Source organism: Candidatus Nanohalococcus occultus (genome assembly GCF_029207735.1).
Classification (GTDB): Archaea; Nanohalarchaeota; Nanosalinia; order Nanosalinales; family Nanosalinaceae; genus Nanohalococcus; species Nanohalococcus occultus.
The window spans coordinates 468,440-494,139 of record NZ_CP104395.1 but is presented as its reverse complement, the minus strand read 5'-3'; the positions used below and the strand labels follow the sequence as shown (position 1 = coordinate 494,139).

The 25,700-nt window shown below is 47.5% G+C and carries 31 protein-coding genes; 10 read left to right on the top strand and 21 right to left on the bottom strand.

Going from position 1 to position 25,700, the window contains the following annotated elements; all coding sequences use genetic code 11:
* Positions 1-34 precede the first annotated feature (34 nt).
* Positions 35-418 (bottom strand): DUF4186 family protein, encoded by a 384-nt coding sequence (locus tag SVXnc_RS02745; RefSeq protein WP_347721405.1) that lies wholly within the window; start codon positions 416-418, stop codon positions 35-37.
* 52 nt (positions 419-470) lie between these two features.
* The gene (locus SVXnc_RS02740) at positions 471-914 is read right to left on the bottom strand and encodes a hypothetical protein (protein WP_347721404.1); all 444 of its coding nucleotides are present in this window, start codon (positions 912-914) and stop codon (positions 471-473) included.
* 93 nt (positions 915-1,007) lie between these two features.
* On the opposite strand from SVXnc_RS02740, the gene SVXnc_RS02735 reads away from it, so the two are divergent.
* Both SVXnc_RS02735 and SVXnc_RS02730 read left to right on the top strand, forming a co-directional pair.
* Positions 1,008-2,201, top strand: a complete 1,194-nt coding sequence (locus SVXnc_RS02735) for a redox-regulated ATPase YchF (protein ID WP_347721403.1) — start codon at positions 1,008-1,010, stop codon at positions 2,199-2,201.
* Between the two features lie 58 nt (positions 2,202-2,259).
* The gene (locus SVXnc_RS02730) at positions 2,260-3,540 is read left to right on the top strand and encodes a hypothetical protein (protein ID WP_347721402.1); all 1,281 of its coding nucleotides are present in this window, start codon (positions 2,260-2,262) and stop codon (positions 3,538-3,540) included.
* A 1-nt stretch (position 3,541) separates the two neighbouring features.
* On the opposite strand, the gene SVXnc_RS02725 is transcribed toward SVXnc_RS02730, so the two are convergent.
* Complete coding sequence (locus SVXnc_RS02725; protein ID WP_347721401.1) at positions 3,542-4,087, bottom strand: hypothetical protein; 546 nt, start codon at positions 4,085-4,087, stop codon at positions 3,542-3,544.
* A gap of 135 nt (positions 4,088-4,222) precedes the next feature.
* Here SVXnc_RS02725 and SVXnc_RS02720 point away from each other — a divergent pair, with 135 nt between their 5' ends.
* Positions 4,223-4,414, top strand: a complete 192-nt coding sequence (locus SVXnc_RS02720; RefSeq protein ID WP_347721400.1) for a cold shock domain-containing protein — start codon at positions 4,223-4,225, stop codon at positions 4,412-4,414.
* A gap of 49 nt (positions 4,415-4,463) precedes the next feature.
* Here the strand turns inward: SVXnc_RS02720 and SVXnc_RS02715 are convergent, their stop codons facing one another.
* Complete coding sequence (locus SVXnc_RS02715; protein WP_347721399.1) at positions 4,464-4,988, bottom strand: hypothetical protein; 525 nt, start codon at positions 4,986-4,988, stop codon at positions 4,464-4,466.
* 162 nt (positions 4,989-5,150) lie between these two features.
* On the opposite strand from SVXnc_RS02715, the gene SVXnc_RS02710 reads away from it, so the two are divergent.
* Both SVXnc_RS02710 and SVXnc_RS02705 read left to right on the top strand, forming a co-directional pair.
* Entirely contained in the window at positions 5,151-5,339 is a 189-nt protein-coding gene (locus SVXnc_RS02710; RefSeq protein ID WP_347721398.1) for a DUF8015 family protein, read from the top strand.
* Positions 5,339-6,490: an inorganic phosphate transporter gene (locus SVXnc_RS02705; RefSeq protein WP_347721397.1), complete on the top strand. Its 1,152-nt coding sequence runs from the start codon at positions 5,339-5,341 to the stop codon at positions 6,488-6,490. Before SVXnc_RS02710 ends, SVXnc_RS02705 begins: the two co-directional genes overlap by 1 nt.
* Positions 6,491-6,494: 4 nt before the next feature.
* On the opposite strand, the gene SVXnc_RS02700 is transcribed toward SVXnc_RS02705, so the two are convergent.
* Together SVXnc_RS02700 and SVXnc_RS02695 are read right to left on the bottom strand one after the other, a co-directional pair.
* A complete protein-coding gene (locus SVXnc_RS02700; protein ID WP_347721396.1) occupies positions 6,495-7,190 on the bottom strand; it encodes a hypothetical protein in 696 nt (231 codons plus the stop codon).
* Positions 7,191-7,232: 42 nt separating this feature from the next.
* Entirely contained in the window at positions 7,233-7,556 is a 324-nt protein-coding gene (locus tag SVXnc_RS02695) for a hypothetical protein (protein WP_347721395.1), read from the bottom strand.
* A 57-nt stretch (positions 7,557-7,613) separates the two neighbouring features.
* Here SVXnc_RS02695 and SVXnc_RS02690 point away from each other — a divergent pair, with 57 nt between their 5' ends.
* Complete coding sequence (locus tag SVXnc_RS02690) at positions 7,614-8,273, top strand: hypothetical protein (RefSeq protein ID WP_347721394.1); 660 nt, start codon at positions 7,614-7,616, stop codon at positions 8,271-8,273.
* A 106-nt stretch (positions 8,274-8,379) separates the two neighbouring features.
* On the opposite strand, the gene SVXnc_RS02685 is transcribed toward SVXnc_RS02690, so the two are convergent.
* The 4 genes from SVXnc_RS02685 to nrdR all read right to left on the bottom strand — a co-directional run bounded on the left by SVXnc_RS02685 (position 8,380) and on the right by nrdR (position 12,705).
* Positions 8,380-8,826, bottom strand: coding sequence for a hypothetical protein (locus SVXnc_RS02685; protein WP_347721393.1), 447 nt, complete (start codon positions 8,824-8,826; stop codon positions 8,380-8,382).
* 224 nt (positions 8,827-9,050) lie between these two features.
* Entirely contained in the window at positions 9,051-9,311 is a 261-nt protein-coding gene (locus tag SVXnc_RS02680; protein ID WP_347721392.1) for a hypothetical protein, read from the bottom strand.
* The gene (locus SVXnc_RS02675; RefSeq protein WP_347721391.1) at positions 9,292-12,219 is read right to left on the bottom strand and encodes an adenosylcobalamin-dependent ribonucleoside-diphosphate reductase; all 2,928 of its coding nucleotides are present in this window, start codon (positions 12,217-12,219) and stop codon (positions 9,292-9,294) included. Before SVXnc_RS02675 ends, SVXnc_RS02680 begins: the two co-directional genes overlap by 20 nt.
* A gap of 39 nt (positions 12,220-12,258) precedes the next feature.
* A complete protein-coding gene (nrdR, locus tag SVXnc_RS02670) occupies positions 12,259-12,705 on the bottom strand; it encodes a transcriptional regulator NrdR (protein ID WP_347721390.1) in 447 nt (148 codons plus the stop codon).
* Positions 12,706-12,939: 234 nt separating this feature from the next.
* On the opposite strand from nrdR, the gene SVXnc_RS02665 reads away from it, so the two are divergent.
* From SVXnc_RS02665 to SVXnc_RS02650, 4 genes are read left to right on the top strand one after another with little or no spacing between them, the layout of a single operon-like run.
* Positions 12,940-13,791 carry a hypothetical protein gene (locus SVXnc_RS02665; protein WP_347721389.1) on the top strand — a complete coding sequence of 284 codons (852 nt, stop codon included), beginning with the start codon at positions 12,940-12,942 and terminating at the stop codon, positions 13,789-13,791.
* A gap of 56 nt (positions 13,792-13,847) precedes the next feature.
* The gene (locus SVXnc_RS02660; RefSeq protein WP_347721388.1) at positions 13,848-15,644 is read left to right on the top strand and encodes a PINc/VapC family ATPase; all 1,797 of its coding nucleotides are present in this window, start codon (positions 13,848-13,850) and stop codon (positions 15,642-15,644) included.
* A 30-nt stretch (positions 15,645-15,674) separates the two neighbouring features.
* A complete protein-coding gene (locus tag SVXnc_RS02655) occupies positions 15,675-16,628 on the top strand; it encodes a TIGR00341 family protein (protein ID WP_347721387.1) in 954 nt (317 codons plus the stop codon).
* 35 nt (positions 16,629-16,663) lie between these two features.
* A complete protein-coding gene (locus SVXnc_RS02650) occupies positions 16,664-17,020 on the top strand; it encodes a hypothetical protein (protein ID WP_347721386.1) in 357 nt (118 codons plus the stop codon).
* On the opposite strand, the gene SVXnc_RS02645 is transcribed toward SVXnc_RS02650, so the two are convergent.
* The 11 genes from SVXnc_RS02645 to mbhE all read right to left on the bottom strand — a co-directional run bounded on the left by SVXnc_RS02645 (position 17,017) and on the right by mbhE (position 25,636).
* Positions 17,017-18,174 carry a CBS domain-containing protein gene (locus tag SVXnc_RS02645; RefSeq protein ID WP_347721385.1) on the bottom strand — a complete coding sequence of 386 codons (1,158 nt, stop codon included), beginning with the start codon at positions 18,172-18,174 and terminating at the stop codon, positions 17,017-17,019. The two genes, SVXnc_RS02650 and SVXnc_RS02645, sit on opposite strands and share 4 nt — an antisense overlap.
* 3 nt (positions 18,175-18,177) lie before the next feature.
* On the bottom strand, positions 18,178-18,681 hold the full coding sequence (locus SVXnc_RS02640; protein ID WP_347721384.1) for a LabA-like NYN domain-containing protein: 504 nt from the start codon (positions 18,679-18,681) through the stop codon (positions 18,178-18,180).
* A 117-nt stretch (positions 18,682-18,798) separates the two neighbouring features.
* Positions 18,799-19,641 carry a deoxyribonuclease IV gene (locus tag SVXnc_RS02635; RefSeq protein ID WP_347721383.1) on the bottom strand — a complete coding sequence of 281 codons (843 nt, stop codon included), beginning with the start codon at positions 19,639-19,641 and terminating at the stop codon, positions 18,799-18,801.
* 39 nt (positions 19,642-19,680) lie between these two features.
* Positions 19,681-19,893, bottom strand: coding sequence for a hypothetical protein (locus SVXnc_RS02630; RefSeq protein ID WP_347721382.1), 213 nt, complete (start codon positions 19,891-19,893; stop codon positions 19,681-19,683).
* A 28-nt stretch (positions 19,894-19,921) separates the two neighbouring features.
* Positions 19,922-20,200 (bottom strand): monovalent cation/H(+) antiporter subunit G, encoded by a 279-nt coding sequence (gene mnhG / locus SVXnc_RS02625; protein ID WP_347722411.1) that lies wholly within the window; start codon positions 20,198-20,200, stop codon positions 19,922-19,924.
* Positions 20,197-20,457 (bottom strand): monovalent cation/H+ antiporter complex subunit F, encoded by a 261-nt coding sequence (locus tag SVXnc_RS02620; RefSeq protein WP_347722410.1) that lies wholly within the window; start codon positions 20,455-20,457, stop codon positions 20,197-20,199. The genes mnhG and SVXnc_RS02620 overlap by 4 nt, the downstream gene beginning before the upstream one ends.
* Positions 20,454-20,912, bottom strand: coding sequence for a Na+/H+ antiporter subunit E (locus SVXnc_RS02615; RefSeq protein WP_347722409.1), 459 nt, complete (start codon positions 20,910-20,912; stop codon positions 20,454-20,456). Before SVXnc_RS02615 ends, SVXnc_RS02620 begins: the two co-directional genes overlap by 4 nt.
* A gap of 26 nt (positions 20,913-20,938) precedes the next feature.
* Positions 20,939-22,258, bottom strand: coding sequence for a complex I subunit 5 family protein (locus tag SVXnc_RS02610; protein WP_347722408.1), 1,320 nt, complete (start codon positions 22,256-22,258; stop codon positions 20,939-20,941).
* Positions 22,259-22,467: 209 nt separating this feature from the next.
* Positions 22,468-22,815: a sodium:proton antiporter gene (locus SVXnc_RS02605; protein WP_347722407.1), complete on the bottom strand. Its 348-nt coding sequence runs from the start codon at positions 22,813-22,815 to the stop codon at positions 22,468-22,470.
* Positions 22,812-23,252 (bottom strand): MnhB domain-containing protein, encoded by a 441-nt coding sequence (locus tag SVXnc_RS02600; protein WP_347722406.1) that lies wholly within the window; start codon positions 23,250-23,252, stop codon positions 22,812-22,814. The genes SVXnc_RS02605 and SVXnc_RS02600 overlap by 4 nt, the downstream gene beginning before the upstream one ends.
* On the bottom strand, positions 23,249-25,636 hold the full coding sequence (mbhE, locus tag SVXnc_RS02595) for a hydrogen gas-evolving membrane-bound hydrogenase subunit E (protein ID WP_347722405.1): 2,388 nt from the start codon (positions 25,634-25,636) through the stop codon (positions 23,249-23,251). Before mbhE ends, SVXnc_RS02600 begins: the two co-directional genes overlap by 4 nt.
* Between the last annotated feature and the right edge of the window lie 64 nt (positions 25,637-25,700).

Genomic DNA, 25,700 nt, shown 5'->3' with positions numbered 1-25,700 from the left:
TTCGAGTAACAACTCTTTAGTCAGAAGTCTGTCGTTAGTTGAACTCGCTGAGGTTTCTCTGCCGGTCTTCCCGTTCTTTCTGGTAGAAGTTGTACTCTCTTACAATCCAGCGCATAACAAGGTTGGTGGTGGATTCGATGTAGGTTTCTTCCAGTTCTTTACCGGCCGGTATCTTGTGGGAAAGCGAGAGGCTTTTCCGGGACTGGACGTTACACGCATGCATTGCCTTGTAGACCGGGTGTCCGGCTTTCGGTGTCTGCCTGCCGTCGTTTTCCGGCTGAACCATCAGCTTCTTTTCAATTATCTTCCGGGCCTGATTCTGTATTTCAGGTATTCCAACTTTCTCGATCAGTCTGATGTCCTGTTCGGACAGCCTACGGAACGTCTGGTCTCTTCCCGGGAGTTTTAACTTTCTCATAACCTAAGGATTGAATCCCAACTGACTTATGAACTTGTGTGGTGGGTACATACTATTTTTTATCCTGGCAGAACTCCTCGATTTGGGAAAGTACCTTCTCAAAACTGTTTATGTTAACATCCTCTATGTTGTAAAGCGTGCCGTTACGCCCGGTATTCTTGTCCCGATCTCCGTATATACAGACACCAGTTCCGTCTAGAATTGTCAGGCCTTTCATCGCCCTGCCTATATTCTGCGTGTCTTCTTTCCGAAGACCGGCTTTATCAACTAGGCGTTTAGCCTTCGTATTTGATACTCCGTACATGAACTCTCCTTCATCACTCCAGTTCCCAAGTTTTTCTACGGCATCATACAGTTCATCCCTATACTGTGAGATGGAAGTTATACAGGATTTCAGATGTCTCTCTCCGGGAGTGTTGTCCTGACTCCAGTGGCTTTCAAGCGATTCTACGACCGGCTCATAGCCGCTGTTTTCTCCAGGTTCAAGTTCATCCATAGACAAGACTACATGACCACATACTCACAAACGTATATATGAGTTAGTGGTAACAGTTTGGAGGTTTTAAGTCTTGACTCGTTAAACTGTCCTATGCCTTACAAAATCGGTCTTGTCGGAAAGCCATCGGTAGGAAAATCCACGTTTTTCAACGCAGCAACGATGAACACTGTAAAGGAAGGAAACTATCCTTTCACAACAATCGATCCTTCCGTCGGCGAAGCATACGTACGTGTCAAATGCGCCGCACCCGACTTCGGAGAGACATGTGATCCGAACACAGGTTTCTGCCGGAACGAAATGCGGTTCGTACCCGTAAAACTCGTCGATGTCGCAGGGCTGATCCCCGGAGCGCATGAAGGAAAAGGACTGGGAAACAAGTTCCTGACAGACTTGAACGAAGCCGATGTCTTGATCCATGTAGTAGATTTCTCAGGGGAAACCGATATCGAAGGAGAGCCAACCGAAGGCCACGACCCACGGGAGGACATAGAGTTTCTGACAGATGAACTCGACCAGTGGTACCTTGGAATCTTGAAGAAAGGAATCGAACGTTTCGCCGGAAAACACAACAAGAAAGACGCGAAACTCGAAGAAGAGCTAGCCGAGCAGATGAGCGCCTTCAAGATAAACAAAAACCGTTTGAAACAGATAATACTTAGAGAAGACCTCGAGTTAGATCCCGATACATGGGATGAAGACGACAAACTCGAGTTAGCGCGTGCGATCCGGAAAGAAACCAAGCCGATGATTATCGCAGCCAACAAGATGGACAAAGAAGTCTCCCAGGAAAACTTCGAGGAGATCACCAACGACCCTGCCTACGAGGACCTCGAGTTCATACCTTGTTCTGCCCACGCAGAAAAAGCACTGAAAAACGCCGATGAAAACGACGCGATCGAGTACATACCCGGAGAAGACGGCTTCGAGATCAAAGCAGATATTTCTGAAGATCAGGAAAAAGGACTGGAGAAGATCAGAGATTTCATCGAGGAGTTTGACGGAACCGGTGTTCAGAAAGCACTGGAATCCGCACTCTTCGACCAGCTCGGCGTTATGGCGGTTTTCCCCGGCGGAGCCGACGGACTCGGCGACGAACACGGAAACATCTTACCGGACTGTTTTCTGGTACCGGAGAATGCGACCGCAGAAGACTTTGCATACACGATCCACTCGGATCTGGGAGAAGGATTCCTCAACGGAATTGACTGCCGGGACAACCGCCAGATCGGCGCCGACCACAAACTGAGCCACAGGGACGTCATAGAGATCGTTTCGACGAACTAATCTCTTCCAAAGTTCCCGAGGAGGAAACAAATATATATTTGTGACTCTATAGTAATACATGGCTCGGGACTGGAGCAAGTTAGATGAGATTTTAGAAAGATTAGATGACGACCCAAACAGTCTTGGAGAACCCAATGACTCAACAGGTCTGTCGAACAGAAAAGAAGGCGACCTTGAGTGGAGGGATGAATCCCGAGGAGTCGGGCAGTATGGATTAGGAGGTCTTTCGACATTTGATGGGGCGCTAACGACTCTTGAAAGCTGGAGGGACTGGGGACGCCGTCTTGAACCGGAGACAGATGAAGGAAGGCAGAACCTCGAAGTTTTTGACACAGTAGCAACCGATGTTCTTGAGAGGCCAGAGGTATATGCCTCAACGTTCTTCCATGGTACAGCAAACGTGATCGAATCCGATAACCCGTTAGAGACAATACTGGAAGATAATGCTCTTAGAGGCTCGAGGGAGACAGGTAATAGAGATACAGGCGAGTATAGCTCTCTACCGCAGGTCAGTGTTAGTGCGGCACCGGTAATAAGTCTTTTCTACGCCGAGACAAGTACGCCTACTATAGAAGATATCCACGAATCTGTAGAGAACGACATACTAGGAAAGGAACTAGCTGAACAGAAATCTAAGACTCAGTTACACGACATTATAGGGAAGCAACTGACGGACGCAGAGCCTTCAGAATGGAGATACAAAGGGGTGTCTGTAGGAAAGCTTTATGAAGAAGGAAGGTTCTCTGAGGAAGAAGCCATAAACTACGCACAACGAACAGGGCGTATGTACCGTTCTCTTCTGAAAAGGTGGGATTCTCTCCGATCCGAGGAGGAGTTAGAGCCTGTAATGTTCGGTATCGACCCGGATGCGCTAAAAGGAAACATTTCCCAGAAATATCCTGCTCACAAGAACGAGCTGATAGAAAACAATCTTTCAGAGATCAGAGCAGACACTGTTGATCTAACCAATGGCTCTCTTTACGTCAGGACTCAGAGACTTCCCGCACATCGAGATAAACACGGCGATAAAATAGATATAGGCTCAATAGAAGGCCTTGTAGCACTACATATGGCTCAAAACAAAGACACATACATGGAAAAACACATTGACCCGGAAAACGCTCGGGAGGTAAATAGGGCAGAAGATTATATAGGCAAGGAAAATCCTGACATCTCTGGCTACAATTTCCGTGTCGACAAAAAACACAAACGTTTCAGAGGAACATCAGTATGGGGCGGAGATCAGATGGGGATTACATACGGCCCGGAAGAAGACCTGTTCGATCTCAAAGATCCTACTAAGAACCCGTTCGCCCTCGAATTGGCGAACGTAAAATAAATTAGAAAAGGCTGGAAAGCCAGCTCATGAGCTTTCTGAAGCTGCCTTGTGTTTCATCCTCTTCGTTGTTTTCCGTAGAACTTTCCTCGGTCTCAAAGACAGCCATCGTCTCTCCTCTGTGTTTTACAACGACTTCTGAGAGGTCATCCATCTCGGCACGGCCTTCATACTCTTTCATAACGACTTGCTGAGTACAAACCTCACCAGAATCTTCAAGATCTATGTCGATCTCCAGTAAGCTCTGGTTCTTAGATACATCCTGTGTCAAGGTGTGACAAGGCGTCGGGGACTGGATGAAACCCTCGAAACTGACCGAGTTCTCAGTCCTGTTCGTCATCGATACGGATTCGTTCGTCAAGGTAGCTGACTGGTTGACCTGTGTTATATCGACACGGTAAGAGGTTCCATTCCCGTCTGTAGCTACGGACGTTGAAGAACTGGATGCGGCCGTTATACTCATGTCTCCGGAGTTCCCGCTGCCGACTAATCCGGCAGTAGAGCCTATCAGAATAGATATGGCTGTGAGAAGTGCTAAAGTTCTTTTCATAACTCTAAATATCCGTTTGCTTGTTTTTAAGCCAGATACCTTCTGTTCGCCGAACCTCAAACATTGAAGCGCAGACGTAATGACCATATAAAGGTACGGTAGCAATTGTTGATTAAGAGGAGGTGTTGATTTTTTATGAAAGGTAAAGTTGCTCTTTTCAAGAGCCAGAAGAACTTCGGATTCATCGAATCTGACGAAGCAGACGACGATATTTTCTTCCACGTTTCAGAGATTGAAGGAGACTCAATCGAAGAAGGAACAGAAGTCGAATTCGATCAGGAAGAAGGCGATAAAGGACCAAAAGCGACAAACGTCAAGGTTCTTTAAACCGCTTAAGCGAAGCCGGAAGGCTTCCAACTAAATTATTTTTCTATTTTCACAAACTTTCAGTGTACTTTTCAGCATCTTCCAGAAGCACTTGGGCTTTCTCAGAGTCAACGGATTTTGGAAACAACGTTTCAAACAAGTCGGAATTGTCTCTGACTGTGTGTACAGTCACCCTGTTTTTCTTGCCAGGCTTTCTCTCAAGGAATATGTTGCCGTCACCGACGTTCAGCTGTAACATGCTGTGTTCGTCCCAATCATGGCCTTCTCGCCAGACTCTGACTGGATCATAAACTGTATCATTTCCTAGAGTTTTACCGAAACCTGCTGCCCGTATATAGCCGTCTTCATCAACTTTTTCTACAGCAGGGTCAACTACGAGAGGATGTTTGGGTTCAACCGCCTCAATTATATCCTCGAAACCCATCTCCGTCCTCCAGTCATACACGTTTTTCTCATCGTAGCTTCTGATCTCGAAACCTACATCGACTTCACTGAAAACAGCTTTGGCGTTGTAGTTTTCATCTCCTGATGCTCTGTACTGAGAGAGGTGTTCTATATCCGATTCCAAATCCATCCTTGTAATTTGTTACATACTTAGTCTTATAGAAGTGTCGTCTCAGACTGGCTGGACGCATTTAACACAGTTTTCCTGAGTCAACAGCCGGAAAAACTGGGGGTCCGAAAACTTTACATATATTCCGCGAGTTAAGGTTTACTAGGAGGTTTTAATTTTGCTATGGATATAGAGATAGACTTAGGATACTACGACAAAATTCTGGCAGGGATGACTTTTAGCCTGGCTTCAGGCGCCACGGCCGGAGTTTTGACCAGCTTCCCTCTCCAGTACACGTTCGGAGCGGGAGCAGCTGTTTCAATGGGTTTAATGTACCACGGAATGTTTGAAAACGGGCCGATCGCCGAGTAATGTCCGAGATTCTGATAGGGCTTGGCATACTGGCCGCAGTATTTGTCGGCATAAACATCGGAGGCTCTTCTACCGGAGTCGCTTTCGGACCTTCCGTAGGCAGCAAACTCGTATCAAAGCATGGAGCTGCCGCTCTGATGACGGTCTTTGCCTTAATCGGCGGATGGACTCTTGGAAGAAAAGTTATTGAAACAATGGGAGGGCAGATCGTGCCGGCATCCCAGTTCAGCCTGACTGCTTCCGTATTAATACTGTTTTTCATAGGACTCAGTCTTCTGATATCGAATCTTTCCGGCGTACCGGCCTCGACATCGATGACTGCGGTTGGATCGATCGCAGGGCTTGGTATAGCTACCGGTACGCTTCGCTGGGAGGTTATGGGGAAAATTCTGTCCTGGTGGCTTGTAGCACCGGCTGTGGCATTTCTGGTTGGAGGGCTTATCGGACGTTACCTTTACGTACATCTGGACAGGAAGTTCAGTATAGATCAGTCGGACGGGAAACTCCTCGAGCTAAGCCTTTCAAAGAGACCTATACGGCTTGGAGAAGGTACAAGCATCAAGGAGCTTTTCAGCAGCACACTTGTTCTTTCAATAGCCTGTTACATGGCTTTTTCCGCCGGCGCATCAAACGTAGCGAACGCTGTAGCGCCTTTAATCGGAAGCCCGGCGGCAAACATGAACGTTGAAACAGGAGTTATCATAGCTATCGGAGCAATGAGCGTAGGAGGTTTCACAATTGCCCGGAAAACCCTTGATACGGTGGGAGAGGGAATCACTGACATGCCTTTACTCGCGGCTTTGATTGTCTCAACAGTTTCCGCCTCGATCATCACAGTGCTGTCTTTAATGGGTATACCTGCCAGTCTGGCAATATCAGCCACTATGTGTATTACCGGTCTTGGCTGGGGACGTGCCTCGAGAACGGTAAAGGTCAAAGACGCGGTTAAAGGAGAGAAACCGAAGATGAAGACCGCAGCCCTGAAAGCTGATGAGGGCAAAAAGATAGGAGAGGAATCCAAAAGCGATATACCGGATAAGAAACTTTTCGATCCGGATACTATCAGCCAGGTAGTGACCATGTGGATACTCACGCCTATAATCGCAGCGGTATGTAGCTACGGCGTCTTCACCTTTACAGCGGTTTTTTAGAGAGTTAAAGATAGTCTTCTGTTTTTACACCGATTTCCTCAGCTGCTTTCTCTCGTTTTTTAACGAGATCCAGCTGCTTTTCAAATGAATCCTGCCTATCAGCCAGAACATGGTGTGTGAGACGTACAAAAACCGATTTATCATTAGCATCTAGACCGCTACCGCTGTATTTATCGAAAGACTCTTCAGAGGAAATACGTCTGATATCTTGATCCCTAAGCTCCATTATTTTCCGATTTAAACCCTCTGCGTTCGAGTAAATGAAAGCATTGATGTCTTGTTCGGGGAAGCCATAGAACTCTCCGGCTCTCCGGTGGAACAAAGAACTCAAGATGCCTCCAGAACCCGTAAAACGCCTAAGAAACTTCACACGGACATATCTATCAAGAGCCTTCTTATCATAACTGATATAGCCTCTACAAATAAAGTCTCTGTTAAGCATATCTTCGATATGATGATCACGTTGTGTGAAAAGAGAGTAAAGCGATGCTAAGTTAGTTGAGCCGATGTTTTCCTCTATCTTATAGTTTAAGCCACTCCATTCATCTAAATACTGTTTAAAACCTTCAATTTGATCTCTATCCTTGAAGAAAAGCTCCAAGTCAGTTCCTTTCTTGACCTTAAGAACTGTAAGTATCAGGTTAAGACGGTCACTGTCAATCATAAACTCCATGTCTTCGATTTCTCCGGGATCAGGCATACACAAGCATTCTACATTCCCTGCCAATATTTGTTTCGGACCTTACTTGACATTCACTCTGTAATGCCCGGGACGGTAGCCTTTAGCCTTCCGATCCGAAACCTTATCTCTTCCTAGCGAGGTGCTTTGATACTTTTTCTCGGGTCGGACAATCCAGCTCCAGCCATTTATCTCTCCAGACTCCCTGGCATTTTCCAGCTTCGAGCGAACCGTAGGCGTAACCGTCCGTAGATCGCCGCGGATCTCAACCAGCTCCGAGTTCGGGATCTCCCGGCTGAAAAGCTCTATTTTCAAAACATCGTCGCTCTGGCGTTTGACCGCTTTAATCGAATCAATCCCAAGCAGGTTTTCAATCAGCTCGTCCATAACTCAGGTTTGACGGACAACTGGTTAAAACCTGAATAGAAAACAAAGATTTGTACCATGAAAAAACACACAATTGTTCTGACAGCGTTAATGCTGCTCGGAGTTCAAACAGTCACAGCACAGTCAAACCAACTAGATAGAGGACCCGGAATGGTAGGTCCGGGTTCGCCGGTCTACGGACTGGAGGTCGCGATGGACAACGCCGCCGTGTCTATAGGACTTGCTAAAGCAGGCGAGATCGCCAAGGAGAGAGCCGCAGAAGCACAGAAGGCAGCGGATAACAACAACACTGCGGCAGCCAAGGCAGGAAAGCAGCTCGAAAACATTGCGCAAAGAGCAGGAGAAAACGAATCAGAAAGCATCTGGACAGCGATGAACTCCTTCCAGAACACGATCACGGAAATGGAAGGGCGTATCGATAACGCACCGAATGAGAACGCCCGAGAAGGAATGGAGACTGCACTGGAAAACATGAGAGACGCACTCCAGAACATGGAACAGGCCAGACAGAGAGGCAACCAAGCTGATTCTCAGAGACCTGAGAACATTTCCGAGAACAGACCGAACCGACCTGATAGAAGACCAAGGAACATGACAGAAGAACAGGAAGCCGACGACAACCAGACCGAATCAGGCAACCAGACATCCGGAAACCGAACTGAGAACAGAGACGCAAACAGGACAACAGGAAGACAGAACGTAACAGACGGACAGTAAACCCTTCTACTCTTTTTCTTTCTTTATTCATTTCCTTCTATGGCATCTTGGAGGATATATGCTTCGGCAACATAGATCAGTACTACTCCTGATAAAATAGCCCACATCAAAAACTAACCTTCAAAAGATTCTTATCCACAGCAAGAAGCGTTACACCCATTATTAACGATATTATGCCCCATGAGACAGACTTATCCTGTATAAAATAGTAAAGGTTTTTCTGATTCGTCAGATTTCTGAACTGGAACGAGAAAAACATGAGTCCCATGGAAACAAAGAAAAGGAGTGCTGTGCCGTTGGAATAATCGCTGTTGTTTGAAAGAAGAAAGGTAGTGCCTGTGAACACTAGGCCTAGTATTGTCAATGCATGACTTGCTAGCTTGTCGCTTGCTTCTGCTGCAGTCGAGGGATGGTCAGGCGGAGATCTAAGAGATTCTTTGAACGCAAGAAAAACAATCTCTAAAGACAGTCCTGCTATCGGAAGCAGCCAAATGTTATTCTGAACTAGGTCAGAAATCAGTTGAAGGTTTGGGAGCATGACGAATTTGAGCATGAAGTGCTGTTAGGCATATTTTGAGTCCCACAACTCGGGCATTTTATCGGTCTTGAATCTAAGACTATTTTCTTCCTAGACCCACAACAAGGGCATTTCACAGCATCAACTGTGCCTTTATAGCCGCATTTTGAATTTCCGCAGTAAGTAGCCATGATAGCTCACAATAGCACCTCTAACCGTCTAGATTGAAGAAATGCTGAATTAAGGGGCTAAACAGCCCTTTAGTCGTACTGATCAAGTTTGGTTTCCTGTAGATCGTCCAAGGTGACAGTTTCTCGTTCTTCACTGTAGACTTCTGGACTGCTCTCTCCGTATGATGGGCCGAAGGTCTGTTGTAAGGACCTGGATGAGGAAGAAGAGGTTTCAAGAGAGCCTTCAGCTCTCTTTACTTCCGGCACCTTCTTCATTTCCAGAAGGTCGTGTAGCTCGTAGTCGCCGTTGTCTGTTGTCATCTCAGCGACCTTAGCACTTGCTCCATCCACAGCTTGGGCATTTCTGGCATCCTTCGCTTAGTTCGAGCATGCCTCCGCATTCAGGGCATTCCGGGTTGCCTCCTTCTGCTACGATGTCTGCTGCATCTGCGGTTTTCTCTGTCTCAGTTTTGCCTGCTGTCTTGCTTTCGGAGCTGGTGTCGTAGTTGTCGACGGTTTGCTGCGGTGCGTTCCCTCCGTTCCGGTGTCGTTTGAATGCTTCTGCGATCGCATCCGGTACGGAGTGGATCTGTTCGCCGCTGTCCCATGCGATCTGCGGGCTTCTGATGTCATCTAGCTGTTTGATGACTTGGTCGGCGCCAGCACCTGAACGTAGGGCGAGTGAGACCATTCGGGAGAGTCCTTCGGTAAAGCTTTGGGTGTAGCCTCCGGCTTTCCCGATCTGGGAGAAGACTTCGAACGGTCCGTGTTCGTCTTCGTTGATTGTGACATAGAGGTCTCCGTAAGCAGTCTCGATCTCTTGGGTGGTTCCGGTGATGGATTTAGGTCGTTTCCGAACCCCTTTATCGTCGCTCATCGATGTGTGGCCTCCGTTGCCTTCGGAGTCGGCTTCCACTCCTTCCTGTGTGACTTCTGTGGAAAGGTCTTCGTCTTCTGATACGACTTTGACCTGGCCTTCTACTCCCAGTGCTTCTTTCAGCTCCTCGCTCTGAAGTAGCTCCTGTTTGGATTCGTACTCTGAGGCGATCTCTGCGAGTGCGTCGACTTTGTCCATGTCTGTCAAGGTGTTTTCCTTGTTGGTCTGCATGACCTGGACGTCTCTTGTTCCGTCACGGTAGACTGTCATGCCTTTGATGCCTTTATCGTAGGCTCGCATGTAGGCTTCTCGGACGTCTTCCTTGGTGGCTTCGTGCGGGAAGTTACAGGTCTTACTGATTCCTGAGTGGTTGAACTTCTGGAATGCTGCCTGAATGTCGACGTGTTCCTTGGCTTTTACACGGTCGGAGGTGATGAAGACCTCCTTCATCGCTGGCGGTAGAACGCTGTCAGGCAACGAGTGTACTCCGTCCCATTCGTTGTTCTCCATCAGTTCTTCGACTTCTGCCTTGACCTTTTCTACGTCTACGTCGTTTGCTTCAAGTGCTTTCAGGAAGTAATCGTCGAACTCGACGAGCATGTCCTCTCCCTGGATGTCCTTTGCGACGTTCTTGAAGTACGCTAGCTGGTAGATTGGCTCACATCCTCCGGAGGTGTTTCCGATCATGGATGTGGTTCCGGTCGGTGCGATCGTGACGGTGTTGTGGTTCCGCAGCTTCAGTCCGTCTTCGAACTCTTCTGGGTCGTATCCGCCGGTGTAGGCCTTGAACCATTCAGCGTGTTCTGTCGGGTTCGCCCACTTGGATTTTTCCCATTCGGAGAACTCTCCACGTACTTCTGCGAGTCGATGACTTTCCTCAATTGAGAACTTGGTTAGAAGTCTCTGGATCTCGCGGGCTGCTGCCTGGGATTCTTCGCTTCCGTAACGTACTCCTAGCTGGATCAGCATCTGGTGGAAGCCCATCAGTCCTAATCCGACCTTACGTAGGGACGAGACCTTTTCTTCGATCTCTTCCAGTGGGAAATCGGACATGGTAACAACGTTGTCTAGGAAGCGGGTTCCGACCTTCGCGACGCGTTCAAGCTCGTCCATCTTCAATGCTTTCTGCATGTAGTTTCGCATTGCCTGGTCAAGCTCTTCGTCGGTTTCATACGTTACTCCGTTGTCCTGTTTCCAGTCGTGGAACTGTAGTGCCGCACCGTCGCCTTTGTCCTCTACCATTAGACTTAGGTTGACGTGGCCCAGGTTACATGCCTCGTAGTTTTCAAGCGGCTGTTCTCCACAAGGGTTTGTGGCCTCGATACGGTGTTCTGGATGTTTTTCGACGTCGAATGAGTGTTTGTCGTTGGTCTCATCGTACATGAATAGACCTGGCTCTCCGTTTCTCCATGCGCCATCGATAAGTGTTTCCCAGATGAAACGGGCTGGAAGCTCCATTTCCTCGCCAGGAGTTAGATCAATGTCGAACTCATCGATCTCCTCTCCAAATGAGGAGGCGTGGTCTCTCCAGAAGTTATCGTCTTTGCCTTGATCACTTCCTGCTGCCTGCGGGTACCATTCTTCATCCGAGTTGTAGAACTGGGCTGTCTCCTTAGGTACTTCGAAAGGTTCATCGGTTCGCGGGTTGATCAGCTTGTAAGTATCGTTGTTTTTGACTGCCTCCATGAACTCCTCGGTTAGACCTACGGAGATGTTGAAGTTCGATAGGTTTCCTTCCTTCCGCTTTGAGACAATGAACCTTAGTACGTCAGGATGGTCGACGCGCATGATTCCCATCTGTGCGCCACGGCGTTTGCCTCCCTGCTTGATCGTACCACACATTGTATCAAATACTTGCTGGAAAGATAGGGGTCCGCTTGCGATTCCTCCTGTCGAGGAGACTGTATCTCCTTTCGGACGCATTAGGTGGAAAGGATATCCCATTCCTCCTCCGGACTGGAAGATCTTTGCCGCATCATGGACTTTGTTGAAAATACTGTCCATATCGTCCTGTGGATGAACAACGAAACAAGCACTTAGCTGCTGTAGCGGTGCGCCTGCGTTCATCAGCGTAGGAGAGTTCGGCATGAACTTCTGGTGAGTCATTAGCTCGAAGAACTCCTTCCAGGCATCCTCGAAGTCGACATCGTCGTACTCTTTGTCCGGCTGTGCTACGTTTTTCGCAACACGTTCGAACATTTCCTCCGGTGTCTCGACTACGTTACCGTCCTCATCCTTGAGAAGGTAACGTGCCGGCAGTATGCGCTCGTAAGCGTTCTCTGTTAGACGCTCTTCGACTGTTTCCCCCGTTGTCCTTTTGACAGGTAGTTCAAACTGGTTTTCGGTTTCGACAGATTCCTCTGTTGTTTGTGTCTCTACCATTGATAGGTTTCCCTTGAAATACAAGTTAAGTTATGATTTCTAGCCCTGCTTTTCTTTTAATTCCTTGATCTCTTCCTCGAACGATTCGGCATCGTCAAAGGATTCGTATACTGATGCGAACCGGATGTAAGCGACCTCATCCATTTCCTGAAGCTCTTTTTTGACCGTGTTGCCGATCTCTTCGGAAGTAAGTTCCTGTTTGCCCATGACCTGTTTCTTTACGTTTTCTACGGCTTCATCGACTTCTTCGGCTGTGATCGCTGTTTTCTGTACTGCTCTCTGGATTCCTTCACGGATCTTCGATTCCTTGAATGGCTCTTTGGCTCCGTCTCTCTTCGTGACCTGGATGTCAAGTTTTTCCGCGGTTTCATAGGTTGTAAACCGTCTTTCACACTCAGCGCACTCTCTGCGGCGCCGTACCTTTCCCTCCGTTTCTCTGGAGTCTTTTACCTTCGTTGTTTCGTTTTCACAGTACGGACATTTCATTTGGATATAGCTGCCTCTAGTTGATTCTGTTTCACTGAGCTTTTACAACATGTTGTGTAGAACCTTCGCCTTCCCCCCACAACATGTTGTTCCCTTTGTCTCAAACTTTGAGGCCTACTGCTTATATACTCTTGCCTGTTGGGTTTGAGCGAATAACCCGAACAAGCGTTTCTTACTACTCAAGGACAACGATTGCGGCAAAGTAAATAAGTGTAAGTATTCGTTCCGAAATATATGACAAAGCAGGGTCCCGAGAACTCAGACGCAGCACAAACAATGAACACAAAGACAGCGGAGAGAATGGACAGGGCGATGAGAAACTCCCAGGACAGCGAAGGACCTGTCCCGACATATGAAGGTCAGGAAGTATCGAAAGGTCATATCGCAGATGCTGTCAGCAATCTGGGAAAAACGGAGAGTAGGAATATTAGCTACGATGACATAACTCCTTCAAGCACAGAGGTTCTGTTCCCGCGGAAAAGAGACCGTCTGCTGGATGAGTTTTTCGGAGCTATTATCGAGGCAGAAGGACTTGAAAACATAGAGGATGCGGAAAACAAAGAGCAGCTCGAGGAACTAGGACTTCTACAGGAAAAAGACGATGGATACGAAGCCACTCCTCTCTCGGAGAAAAGAATCCCGGGAGTACTCGAACATGAGGGCGGAAAGTACGACTGGATAACGGCCAACGACCGAAGAGTAAACGACGTAGTAGATACTGTGATTTCGGACGTAGAAGACGGCAGAAGAATTGAAGCTTTGCGGTTCATGGATCTCAAACAGTCGGATCCCGAGGCAATCGAAGACTTGACAGGAGCGGACATGAGAGAGCTGACTCATGAGCTGGACCAGTACAACTGTCTCGAGTTTACGAAGACAGGAGTGACCACAACTTCCAGAGGACAGACTCTCAAACACTTCCTCGATGAATCCTACGAAGTGATGGCGTCTGTGGCAAAGGATCGGGCCAGCAGCTACCAGAAAGTTAAGCAGGAAATCTCAAAGCACAGCGATCACCCTGTCCTTGAGCCGGACTCAGTTAACATCTCAGGTCACAGAGAGCTTATCGAAAGCTACATGGAGTAAAAACAATATGTCTGAGCGACTACAGGCTTTTGAAGATTAGCAGCGATAAACCCTGTATGACGGACAAAATTATACCCGATACCTCCGTTCTTGTCGACGGAAAACTATCGGATCTAGCTGAAAACGGCGAAGTAAAATCAGATGTAGTTATACCCGAGCTAGTGGTCGATGAGATAGAATCACAGGCCAACAAAGGCCTGGAAATCGGATACAAAGCCATCGAGGAGATCGAAAAGCTCCGTAAGCTCGGTGAAGAGAAAGGATTCAAAGTCGAGTTCACAGGACGTAAGCCTACAACCGAGGAGATCAGACTTGCTAAAAACGGACGGATCGACGCACTGATCCGGGATGTAGCAGAAGAGATCGATGGAACGCTTTACACCGGAGACCGGGTTCAGGCCAAGGTAGCGGAAGCCAAGGGAATCAAAGTACGGTTTTTCGAAAAAGAACACGTAGAGAAGTTCTCACTACAAAACTACTTCGATGATAAGACGATGAGCGTCCACCTCAAACAGGACAGCCTGCCTAAAGCCAAAAGAGGGCTTCCAGGACAGTTCCAGCTTGAGACAATTGGAGACAAGCCACTTTCACGGGACGAAATCAATAAACTAATAGAGGAAACTATCGAGAAGGCTGAGATATCGGACGAAGGACTTGTCGAAATACAGGAAGAAGGTGCGACCGTTGTACAGATCGGAAAGTACCGTATCGCGATCTCACGGCCTCCTTTCTCCGAGAAACCGGAAATAACTGCCGTGCGTCCTGTCGCAAAGGTATCACTGGAAGACTATGATTTGTCGGAAAAGCTTCTAACACGACTGGACGAGAAAGCCGAGGGAGTGCTTATCGCAGGAGCGCCGGGACATGGAAAATCCACTTTCGCACAGGCACTGGCCGAACACTACGAAGAAGCTGGGAAGATCGTGAAAACAATGGAGAAACCTCGGGACCTGGATGTCGGCCCGGATATCACTCAGTACACCGAGTTAGATGAGTCGATGGAAAACACCGGAGACTTCCTGTTGCTTGTCCGACCTGATTATACTGTCTACGACGAGGTGCGTAAGACATCGGACTTCGAGGTCTACAGCGACATGCGTATGGCTGGAGTCGGAATGCTTGGCGTGGTCCATGCCGCAGCACCGGTCGATGCCGTCCAGCGTTTGATCGGACGTGTCGAGCTAGGTATGATACCTCAGATAGTCGATACTGTTGTACACATCAAAAACGCGGGGGTCGCAGAAGTCTACAAACTCGAGTTAACCGTAAAGGTACCGGATGGAATGCAGGAAGAGGATCTTGCCCGACCGGTCGTTCTTATCTCCAGGCTTGAAGATGACAAACCAGTCTATGAGATCTACACGTACGGAGAGGAAACGGTTGTAATCCCGATCGGCGAACACGAAAAACAGTCAAGTGCCGAACGCTTGGCCAAAGAACAGCTAGAGTACAAACTAGATGACCTGCCCGGTGATCCTGAAGTCGAGTTCATCTCGGACAACCACATCAAGTTAATCGTTGAGGAAGGAGAGATCTCAAAGATTATCGGGAAGAACGGAGAGCGCATCCACAGCTTGGAAGACGAGCTAGGGCTTGATATAACCGTAGAGCCACGGACCGCTACCTTGAAAGACGAGTTAAGCTACGACGGCGTCGAGGAAAGAGGTAACTCGGTTATCATCAGCATCGGCAAAAAGCATGCCGGCGAGGAAGTAGATGTCTACGATGGCAGCGAGTTCCTGTTTACCGCAACCGTTGGGAAGAAAGGAGAGATCTCATTGACAAAACAGTCAGGGATGGCCTCCCAGCTGCTAGGTGCCTACGAGTCCGGAAAGCTGAACATCAAGGCCTGAAGATTTAAACTCCGAGCCGGAACACTCAGTGTGCGACAGCTACAGGTAACCGTACCGGAGAAAGAAACCGAAAGAGTCGCCGAAGTACTTGAAGGCTACTCAAACGATGTTTCCTCCAAACAGGTAGAGAAAAAGGACAGAGAGTTCAAAGAGTTTTCCCTGACAACTGAAGAGGACAAAGTAGATAGCATAACTGAGGATCTAAAGTCCATTTCATCGCTGAAAAGCGGAGATCTCTACATAAGAATACTTGAACAGGAATCCTTGATCGAGAAAGGTCGGGAGACCAAAGGAGGCTCAACCGATCTATCTCAGCAAGAGATATACTCACAAGCACAGGAGTTTTCAGGTTTCAGCCGGGCTGAATGGGGCCTAACAGTTATCTCTGGTCTGGTAGCAGCGCTTGGGGTCACCATGGACAACACGATAGTTGTTATAGGCGCGATGATGTTCGCACCGCTCTTATCACCTCTTGTAGCCGCATCAATATCTTTGACGGTCGGCGATGTTTCTTTGATGAAAAAATCTATTAGAACTTCTCTTTTAAGCGCGGGAGTTGTTCTACTGGCTTCGACAGTTCCCGGACTGTTTTTCGAGCCAAGCGGTTTGCTCGGGCTTTTCACCGAGTTCACCGTTTTGAACGTTTTCCTGGCGTTTCTGGTAGGAGCCGCAGCATCATTGACATCTGCGACGGGTCGGCAGGATCAGGTAGCCGGTGTAGCTGTTGCGATAGCGCTTGTGCCTCCACTAGCCGCAGCCGGTCTATCGGTCGCAAACACTGCTTTCTCAGCGGCGCTATCCGCAGCAGCCATAGCATTTGCTAACATGCTGGGAATACTTGTAGCAGGAACTTTAACCTTCAAGACACTGGGATTGAAACCGGAGACGTACTACAAGCAGGTTAAAGCCAAGAAGATGAATAGTTTGATTCCTGTGGCCGGAGCGGTGCTTGTTTTGATTGCGGTACTGGCCTGGCTTATTTAGAAGTTATTTAAAAAAGGATTGAAAATTTCATGTTTATGACAGTTGGAGAGATAGTATTCGCGATAAATACCTCAGGAACGCTTGCGATTGGAGCGATCTGCTTTTTCATCGTGTACACTACCTTCAAAGGTATTGAAGAGCAAGCGATCCAGGAGTTTTCTAAGAGGTTTATGATGGCGATCTCCCTTTTACTTCTCTACGTCTCGTACTTCATGATGTATAACTCGATTTTATCCGGAGTACAGTACGCCAGTCTTCCGCTCTACCTGCTGCTTGTCGCTGTATTCATTTACATGATTTATGCGGCTGTAGCGTTTGAGAGAGTGGCTGAGAAGTATGGGATTTCGACAAATGAGAAACTGGAAAAAATGAAAAATCAGGAAGGGCGTTAGTCCCTTCCGGTCTCCTTTTTGACAAGCGTATCTAGCTCGGAGAGAGCCTGATCCACTACATCGAGCAGATCCCAGTCTTCCTCATCAACGTTGATGACATAGTCATCGGTTACTAGCTGGACGGATACCTCGTATCGGTGTTTCTTTCCGTCTTTCTCAGCCTTTTTGAACCGTAACTTGAGTTCTTCCGGTCTATCAAGCTTCCGGCCAAGCGATCCTCTGATCTGCTTTCTAACTTTCTGATGTACCGCGGCCTTTTCCTCGGCTACATCCAGACCTACGAGTGAGACTAAAACTGTTTCGTCCTCTGCGAACTCGCTGAGATAGTCGATGAAGTCCTTGACTGTGACAATGGTCTGCGGGTAGTTTCCATCGACTACGAGCATTTCACGGGTGTCGTTTTCAGCCATTTTCTCGATAGCCTCGTCACCTGAGATATGGCCTTCGCTCGTGGTAACCATCCGGTTCATGATCTCGTTTACCGTGATGTCGTTGAGCGAGTCCTTTTCGTCTCCGCCGGCGATAAATACCTCTCCACCGGTTCGTCCGCCCTTGGTTCCTCCCGAGTCCGGAGACTCTCTTGGGATAAGAACCTTTAGCATGTCCGTACTTGTAACAATCCCTGTGAGGTTCCCGTCCTTGTCAAGTACCGGAAGCCTTGAGACATTGTTATCCAGCATCTTGTGACGTGCTTCCTCGATTGAATCTTCCTCGAAGGTTGTAACCAGCTCGATCGGTCCGAGATCCATTGTTGTTACATCATCGAACTGATCAAGGCCTTTGAACGCATTCAGGAACTCTAAATCAGATATCACTCCCTTCAGCTTGTTGCCTTCAGTGTGAACCATCAGTTTCCGTCCCGAGTTGATCCTCAGCTCGGCTAACTCGATAAGTGAGTCTTCAGCCTCGAACTCAGGTGGCTGATGCATCACCTTCTCGATTTTCGCCGAATCCGGGTTGAACTGGATCTGTCTCACCAGGTCTCTGTACCCTATGGCACCTTCCAGGTTGTTTTTCTCGTCTACAACCGGGATAGCTCGGAGATCGTTTTCCTCCATCGTGTTTTTGATGCTTGCCAGGGAACTGTCTTCCTCGGCTGCGATAAAGTCTTTTTCCATGACTTCGCTGGCCGAAAGCTCTGATGCTGATTTCATGGTTTATTTATCTACCAGAAACTTGTTAGGTTTATCGTCCATGTCGATGAAGTTGTCCGATGCCTCCCGTAGCTCCTTGGCACTGGACTTTCCGAAGCTCATGACTTCGACTCGGCATCCCATCGACTTCAAGTGGTCGACAAGCACTGCGAAGTCTCCGTCTCCAGTTACAAGAACAACGGTATCCAAGTTCTTGGCCTGCTGGATCATATCAACAGTCATGCCGAGATCCCAGTCGCCTTTCTTGGCTCCACCGTAGAACTCCTTTAGCTCCTTAACGTGGACTTCGTAACCAATACCGCGAAGTGCTTCGAAGAAATCATTTTCCCCCGGGGTATCGCCCTTGATAACGTAGGCTGAGGCCCTTACCAAATCGCGGTTCATAACCGCTGCGTTTAAGAGCTTCTCAAAGTCTACCTTTGCTTCATATAGATTTTTTGCGCTGTAGTATAAGTTTTGGACGTCTACGAAGACGCCAACTCTCTGTGAACTGTGAATTTCTGTCATTAATGTCAAACCTCCAGTTACTGGAGAAAAAGCCTGTGATAGGCCTATAATACATTAAAACCGCTGCGAGTTTTAAAAAGGAGTTGCCTTCAGATAGAAAAAATAATGAGAGAGGTTTTACCTCTTCAGCTCTTTAATTTTCTCCAGATTCTCCTTGTAGCTCTTTCCGTTGCTTGTAGGAGTTTCCAGAACCATTGGAAGCTTTTCGAACTCTTCAGCGTTGACAACATTTCGGAATCCGTCTTCGCCTATGTTTCCATCGCCGATGTGTTCGTGGTTGTCCTTTTCGCTTCCCTTCTCGTCCTTTGAATCGTTTAAATGTAGAACCTTGATTCTTTCAAGCCCTACGTCTTCTTTGATCTCCTGGAGGAAGTCTTCGAATCCTTCCTGTTCTCTAAGCTCGTATCCGGCTGCGTGTGCGTGGCAGGTATCGATACACACTCCGATCTTCTCATTCGGCGTGTCCGCGTGATCGATCATCTGACGTAGCTCTCCCATGGAGCGTCCGAGCGTGGTTCCTTTACCGGCCGTGTTTTCCAGTAGCAAGGTTACGTTTCCGGGAATATCCAGTTCGTCGATTCCCTCAGCGATTCGCTCGATGCCGTTTTCACGTCCGCTTCCGGTGTGTGCGCCAGGGTGGAAGACGACGAACTCCACTCCGAGCTTTCCGGCCGCATCCAGTTCGGCCTGAAGGCAGTTCAAGGATTTTTCGAACAAGTCGTCTTTAGGAGTAGCAAGGTTCACAAGATAGGTTGAGTGGATTACATACGGGTTCTGGTCTTTTTCATCCCGTAGATCCTGGAAGCTCTGACCTTCTTCGTCGGTATACTCTGAGACACTCCATGTCCGTGGGCTGCCTGCGAATATCTGCCCGCAGTTACCTCCGATCTCTTCCTGCCGTTCGATTGCTTTGTCCATTCCGCCCGAGATAGATACGTGCGCTCCTAGTCTTAGATTCATGTTAACAGAAGTGCGGAGGGTTTTCAAAACAGTTACCCGTCAGCCCTTCAAAACCATATAACCCAGAACTGTGAAGAAAAATACTTCGCCTAAGATCAAGGTGCTGACGATTATACCTGCATTTGACTGTAGGAAACCGATACTGAACCGGTCTCCGAGGAAAAACAGTCCTGCGAAAACCATCGCTGTCGCTGTCATGGCAAAAAGACTGAGGAAAAGCTCTTCAAGGAAGCTTTTGAACGATTTTTCCATAAGCCAGATTTGGTGTTTAGCCTAAAAATTATTCTTCCCTGAACTGCTGGATGTCGATTGCGCGTGCGATCAAGTGTGCGCCTGTCGGAGCGGTGATGAACAGGAATACGGTGACAACCAGTGTGGAAAGCCAGGTTGGATCAGGGTAGAAATCAACAGCTGTCGCGATCACAATCATGCCCGTCCCCAGTGTTGTAGCAGCGGAAGCCGCATGCATACGGCTGAAAACAGTCTCGAAGCGAACCAGTCCTATCGCTCCGACTGCGAGGAAGAGAACTCCTAGACTGATTAAAGACTCTACTATCATCGGATTATATCACCTTCTTTAAGGTACATTGAGCTGGCTACAGTAGCTATGAAACCTGTTATCGCCAGCATCAGACTGACGTTCACAAAGTATTTTTGATGGGTGACTACTGAGTAGATCAAAGCCAGGGCTACGATATTGGTGCCTATGGTGTCGAGGGCGACCGCTCTATCGGCAACACTCGGGCCTTTAATCACTCTGTAGCTACATAGAAGGGTTAAAGCCGCGGTAACTGTTAGCGCTGTCTCTATTATCATTGTCCATCACCGAAAATTTTCGAAAGCTGTCTCTCCCAGTTTTCCACCGTTTCCCGGGTTCCTTCTACGTCGCCGGAAAGTACATTGATCCTGAAATCATAGCTGTCATTGAAGAAATCAACTACCAGTGTTCCCGGAGTCAGGGTAATCGAGTTCGCAAGCACTGTTATCGCCACAGGGTTCTCCAGGGAGGTGTGGTATCTCATCATCTGCGGATCAATCGGTTTGGATGGATGTAGAACCCGGCATGTCGTATCTACGTTAGCTGCGAAAAGCTCTTTGGTGAAGCTAGCAAGATATCTTGGAACGTAAACCATGTTACCAAGATCGATTAGTTTACAGCCACCGGGATGGAACCTCCGGAAAACATAGGAAACCGGCAGCGAAACCACCAATCCCTGTATGAAAGAAGATCCATCAAATGTTGCGTTTACAAACATCCATGCTACTGCCATAGGAAAGGCGTAAAGAACCCATTTTCTCATTTTGTACCACCTAGAACGGTTTCAATGTAGGTTTCAGGCTGTAAGACATTTTCTGCTGCTAACTCGGCGAAAACATAAGTCTGTTCAAATCCTATGCCCAGAGCTAGTATTCCAGCCGCCAAAAGCGTGATCGCTGCTTTTTCAAGCAATAATATGTCTCCATCAGTCTCAATTTTCTGCCCGAAAAACACCGACATGATCGTTTTAGAGGCATATAACAGAGTTAGAACAGCTCCCAGGAAAACAAATGCGAGTGAGATCCATGAAGCGGTTGAAACCGCTGTGTTAAACACCAGGAACTTGGAGAAAAATCCTAAAAGCGGAGGAAAACCTACTAAAGAGAGCATCGAAACTGAAAACACTGCTGTCAACCAAATGGATCTTTCGCTGATACCTCCTAGCTCACTGATCTTGGTAGTTCCAGTTATTCTATCTAAAACACCGTTTATCATGAAAAGAGATGATTTGGCTAGACCGTGGTTGAGCATGTATACAATTGCGGCTATAACTGCGATTTTCGACCCATGGATTAAACCTAATGCGATAGGTACGTAGATGAATCCCACCTGGCCGATACTCGAGTAAGACAGAAGCTTTTCAAGCCGGTCACGGTTTACAGCGCCTATTCCGCCGAAAACTACGGTAATGAGTGCCAGTAAAAGAATCAGTCCTCCTGTAACTGTGGAGACTGACTGGCCTTGGAAAACCAGTGCTGATCCCGGGACAGCGGCCTGTGAGAAGACCGTAAAGTAGAGTCTGATAACTGCGTAAATCCCGACCTTTTTCGAGATACCGGCCATCATGGCTGCGGCAGGTGGAGGAGAGTTACTGTAAACAGTTGGAACCCAGAACTGGAAGGGTACGATACCGGATTTGATTCCGAAGACGCAGAACAAGACTGTTGAAAGCCCGAGAACAGGCACCATGTTGACCTCTCCTGCCGCCAAGATCCGTGCCATGTGGGCCATGTTGACTGTTCCGGTAACTGAGTAGAGACCTCCTATTGCGATAAGCATCAGCGTGGACCCGATCAGGTTCAAGACAACGTATTTCAGAGAGGTGAAAAGCGCTCTTTTCGTGCCGGTGTAGGCAACCATCGCATAGCTCGACATCAAGACAATCTCAAACATTACAAACAGGTTAAACAGATCCGCTGTGAGGAACGCGCCGGTCATACCTGCGACCATGAAATGGAAGAACACAAAGTAACCGTTTTCCTTCCCCTGTTCAGATATAGACGAGACCGAATACAGGTTCGCCGCCGTCGAGACAAGAGCGGTTAACCCCAGCATTAGAACTGCCAGTTCATCTGCCACAAACGATATTCCAAACGGCGCCGGCCAACCACCTGCTTGGAACACCATACTGCCAGAACCCAAAACCCGTTGAGCCAACGCCAAGACAGCTGTAACATACAGCAACGAACCTGTTATACTTAAACCATCTTTAAAACGGGTTTTTCTTAGCAGAACAGACCCAACTGCTGTAATTAAAGGTATTAAAAAAGCCGTGATTATTAAATTGTTCATGCGTGTTCCTCTCCAAGTGATTCAAGATCTATCTCCTGATTTTCCTCGTAAAAACGGTAGATAAGACTCAAAAGAAAGCTCGTGGTTGCGAAACCTATAACTATGGCTGTAAGAACCATTGCCTGCGGTAGCGGATCAGAGACATTTAGCACGCCATGACCATGAGAGCCGTGACTGATTATAGGTACACCTCCTTTTGTTCCGCCCATAGCCATCAAGTAAATGTTCGCAACCTGGCTTAGAATCAAGGCTCCGATAACAACTCTTAAAGCATCCTTTCTAAGTATAAGATACGTTCCTGAGGCGAAAAGCACTCCTAGAGTTACGGCAATAATCAAGCTCATTCTTCTCCAACCACCTCTATAACAACAAGTATAGACGATGTTACCGTCATATAAACTCCTAAATCGAATATTAGCGCCGTTGTCCAGTGAGCTTCTCCGATCAACGGAATATGGATTGTACCAAAACTATGATCGAGGAAAGAGGCTCCTAATCCAACTGAAAGAACTCCGGATCCAACAGCTAATGCTAAACCAGCTCCAGTGAGTGGTATATACTCTCTAATAGCTCTGTAGGTCTTGTTTTCAATCCCGAACAAATACGAGAAGTCTTCGAAGTCAAATATGATGTACACAAGTGCTATGGCCGCAGCTGTCATAACTCCTGCGATGAAACCTCCTCCAGGAAGATTATGTCCCTGGAAAAAGAAGCTGAGAGCCACAACCACTATCAGAGGCACAACCGCTTTCGTAACTGACCGTGCGACAACAGTACTCACTGTTCTACACCTCTCATCTTGAAAAGCATTAGTACAGCTAGACCGGCCATAGCTATAACAGATACTTCTCCCAGTGTATCAAGACCTCTAAAGTCCACAAGTATGACATTTACAACGTTACCTCCGCCGGAACCAGAGACTGCGTGTCCAATGAAATAATCTGCGACTTTTGAAGGTGTTTCCTCAGCTGTCGAATACATAACAGATAAGAACACCATTAAACCCGCTATAGCAGATATTATAGTATCTCTTTTCTTCCTGTCAAAACTGATCTCTTTGTCAAACGAAGGAAGTTTGTTCAAGACCAGTAAGAATACAATCAGAGACATGGTCTCTACTACAAGCTGTGTTAATACCAGATCGGGAGCGTCTAGCAACAGATAGAATATTGACACCATGAAGCCGAGAATTGAGAGAATCATAACTGAAGAAGTGTAGCTCTGAGATCTCAGCACCGCAGAGACACTTACAAGTGAGACCGCAAGCACCACGGCTGCTGGAAGAGTTGCTGTGATTTGAAAAGCCGGTAACGGACCGGCAAGTAGATAACCTGCTGTTCCTGTGACTGTCGATATAATTAAAACCCATACGGCATAGGTTCTGAGAAGTCCGGACTCTACCTTTGTTATCATTCTGTTACTTAGCTCATCAGCCTTATCAAGAGCTTTAAAGTAGTATTTATTCGGGCTTAAAGCCGTCAGAGCTGTTATTTTCTTTGCCTTTCTTTCAACAACGTTGAGATAACCTATTCCAAAGCTTCCAAGCCCTATAGTTATCAGGCTCATTACAAAGGCAGGCTTGAGATTCTTCGGCATATGGACTGAGAGTCCGTGGCTTGTATGGGCTAAAAGTTCGAGTGCAGGGTTTACAAGTACGCTAATAAACTGGTTAGGGGTTGCGGTGATTGCGATCGTTGTAACCGCAAGTATTGCTGGAGATAAAATCATTTTACGTGGAACGTCGTGTAAATCTTGACTTTTACGTCCATAGAACACTGAGATGAACTTAAGAGAGTAGATAAATGTAAAGACGCTTCCAAGAACAGAGATAGCAGGTAGGATCCATGTTATTCCACCGGTATGGCTTGCGGTGTGGTAAGCAGCTTCAAACAGAAGTTCTTTGGAGTAAAAGCCGTTGAAAGGCGGGATACCGGCCATGCTAAGACTTAGCAATGTTCCGATCGCCGCAAGCCCCGGCCAGTCGTGTCTTAGACCGGATAGCTCCGAGAATTTCTGCGTGCCGGCTTCATGTAAGACGATTCCTGCGACCATGAAAAGCCCGGCTTTGAAAACCGCGTGATTCAGAACGTGGAAAAGCGAGGTTTCAACTCCTACGGCTGTTGGAAAACCAATTCCCGCGACTATTAATCCTAGATGTGATGCTGTTGAATACGCAAGAAGCTGTTTAAGCTCTGTGGATGCGACAGCAAGCAAGGCTGCGATAAACATTGTTGAAAGACCTAGTGTCAGAAGCAGGAAGTTCCAAGCTACGGCCTCACCAAGTATAGATCTGAAACGTAAAAGTAAGAATACTCCTGCCTTGACCATTGTCGCGGAGTGGAGGAAAGATGATACAGGTGTAGGAGCTTCCATCGCATCCGGCAGCCAGATATGTAACGGTATTTGAGCGGATTTCCCAGCCGCACCGATCCCTATCAATGCTACAACGGCCGTTGTAAGACCGGTGCTTTCAAGTGCGGAGAGTGCTTGTCCGTCGGAAAGCATCTCTACAATACTGTAAGTATCGGTCGCTGAACCCAGGAGTATGAATCCGAGTAAAAGCGCGAGACCGGAGCCAACTGTCACCAGCAGAGATTTTTTCGAGGCCATTATCCCCGCTCTTTTTCTCTGGTGGTGGCTGATCAGTACGAACGAGCAGATCGAGGTAAACTCCCAGAAAAGGAAAAGTAAGATCAGATTTGAGGAAAAAACCAGTCCGATCATCGAACCCATGAACGCAGTCAACGCCGTATAGTACTTACGTTTCCACTCTCCGTGTTCCATGTACTTCCAGGAGTACAGAAAGACCAGCACTCCGATCCCGGAAGCCAGCAAACCGAAGAAAACCGATAAGCCATCAACGTAGAACTGTGCTGCTATATTCATAGATGGAATCCATAGATAAGAGACCACACCTGTCTTTCCTATAAGCGATATAGCAGCTATAAATGAAATAAGCCCTGATAAGGACCCTATTATCGCAGAGTAGTCTTCAAGTCTCGTGTAGAAAACTGCTATAACTGCTGAGGTCAGGAACGGAGCTAGAATTGCTGTCAGAACTGCGGTTTCCAGGCTACCTGTTTGGACGGAAGCGTTACTCGAAGCAGTTACCGTCTGCGTGTAGAGAGATAAAGCTAAAGTGATTAAACAGGTTTTGAAGTTCACTAAATTTTGAACGATAACCTTAAACTATAAAAACCCTTAAGAGCCGCGCTCTTCGCAGCCCGGC

Excerpts from the sequence above, each read along its gene's own strand:
- SVXnc_RS02745 (WP_347721405.1), bottom strand. The coding sequence starts at position 418 with ATGAGAAAGTTAAAACTCCCGGGAAGAGACCAGACGTTCCGTAGGCTG.
- SVXnc_RS02740 (WP_347721404.1), bottom strand. The coding sequence starts at position 914 with ATGGATGAACTTGAACCTGGAGAAAACAGCGGCTATGAGCCGGTCGTA.
- SVXnc_RS02735 (WP_347721403.1), top strand. The coding sequence starts at position 1,008 with ATGCCTTACAAAATCGGTCTTGTCGGAAAGCCATCGGTAGGAAAATCC.
- SVXnc_RS02730 (WP_347721402.1), top strand. The coding sequence starts at position 2,260 with ATGGCTCGGGACTGGAGCAAGTTAGATGAGATTTTAGAAAGATTAGAT.
- SVXnc_RS02725 (WP_347721401.1), bottom strand. The coding sequence starts at position 4,087 with ATGAAAAGAACTTTAGCACTTCTCACAGCCATATCTATTCTGATAGGC.
- SVXnc_RS02720 (WP_347721400.1), top strand. The coding sequence starts at position 4,223 with ATGAAAGGTAAAGTTGCTCTTTTCAAGAGCCAGAAGAACTTCGGATTC.
- SVXnc_RS02715 (WP_347721399.1), bottom strand. The coding sequence starts at position 4,988 with ATGGATTTGGAATCGGATATAGAACACCTCTCTCAGTACAGAGCATCA.
- SVXnc_RS02710 (WP_347721398.1), top strand. The coding sequence starts at position 5,151 with ATGGATATAGAGATAGACTTAGGATACTACGACAAAATTCTGGCAGGG.
- SVXnc_RS02705 (WP_347721397.1), top strand. The coding sequence starts at position 5,339 with ATGTCCGAGATTCTGATAGGGCTTGGCATACTGGCCGCAGTATTTGTC.
- SVXnc_RS02700 (WP_347721396.1), bottom strand. The coding sequence starts at position 7,190 with ATGCCTGATCCCGGAGAAATCGAAGACATGGAGTTTATGATTGACAGT.
- SVXnc_RS02695 (WP_347721395.1), bottom strand. The coding sequence starts at position 7,556 with ATGGACGAGCTGATTGAAAACCTGCTTGGGATTGATTCGATTAAAGCG.
- SVXnc_RS02690 (WP_347721394.1), top strand. The coding sequence starts at position 7,614 with ATGAAAAAACACACAATTGTTCTGACAGCGTTAATGCTGCTCGGAGTT.
- SVXnc_RS02685 (WP_347721393.1), bottom strand. The coding sequence starts at position 8,826 with ATGCTCAAATTCGTCATGCTCCCAAACCTTCAACTGATTTCTGACCTA.
- SVXnc_RS02675 (WP_347721391.1), bottom strand. The coding sequence starts at position 12,219 with ATGGTAGAGACACAAACAACAGAGGAATCTGTCGAAACCGAAAACCAG.
- nrdR (WP_347721390.1), bottom strand. The coding sequence starts at position 12,705 with ATGAAATGTCCGTACTGTGAAAACGAAACAACGAAGGTAAAAGACTCC.
- SVXnc_RS02665 (WP_347721389.1), top strand. The coding sequence starts at position 12,940 with ATGACAAAGCAGGGTCCCGAGAACTCAGACGCAGCACAAACAATGAAC.
- SVXnc_RS02660 (WP_347721388.1), top strand. The coding sequence starts at position 13,848 with ATGACGGACAAAATTATACCCGATACCTCCGTTCTTGTCGACGGAAAA.
- SVXnc_RS02650 (WP_347721386.1), top strand. The coding sequence starts at position 16,664 with ATGACAGTTGGAGAGATAGTATTCGCGATAAATACCTCAGGAACGCTT.
- SVXnc_RS02645 (WP_347721385.1), bottom strand. The coding sequence starts at position 18,174 with ATGAAATCAGCATCAGAGCTTTCGGCCAGCGAAGTCATGGAAAAAGAC.
- SVXnc_RS02640 (WP_347721384.1), bottom strand. The coding sequence starts at position 18,681 with ATGACAGAAATTCACAGTTCACAGAGAGTTGGCGTCTTCGTAGACGTC.
- SVXnc_RS02635 (WP_347721383.1), bottom strand. The coding sequence starts at position 19,641 with ATGAATCTAAGACTAGGAGCGCACGTATCTATCTCGGGCGGAATGGAC.
- SVXnc_RS02630 (WP_347721382.1), bottom strand. The coding sequence starts at position 19,893 with ATGGAAAAATCGTTCAAAAGCTTCCTTGAAGAGCTTTTCCTCAGTCTT.
- mnhG (WP_347722411.1), bottom strand. The coding sequence starts at position 20,200 with ATGATAGTAGAGTCTTTAATCAGTCTAGGAGTTCTCTTCCTCGCAGTC.
- SVXnc_RS02620 (WP_347722410.1), bottom strand. The coding sequence starts at position 20,457 with ATGATAATAGAGACAGCGCTAACAGTTACCGCGGCTTTAACCCTTCTA.
- SVXnc_RS02615 (WP_347722409.1), bottom strand. The coding sequence starts at position 20,912 with ATGGCAGTAGCATGGATGTTTGTAAACGCAACATTTGATGGATCTTCT.
- SVXnc_RS02605 (WP_347722407.1), bottom strand. The coding sequence starts at position 22,815 with ATGAGCTTGATTATTGCCGTAACTCTAGGAGTGCTTTTCGCCTCAGGA.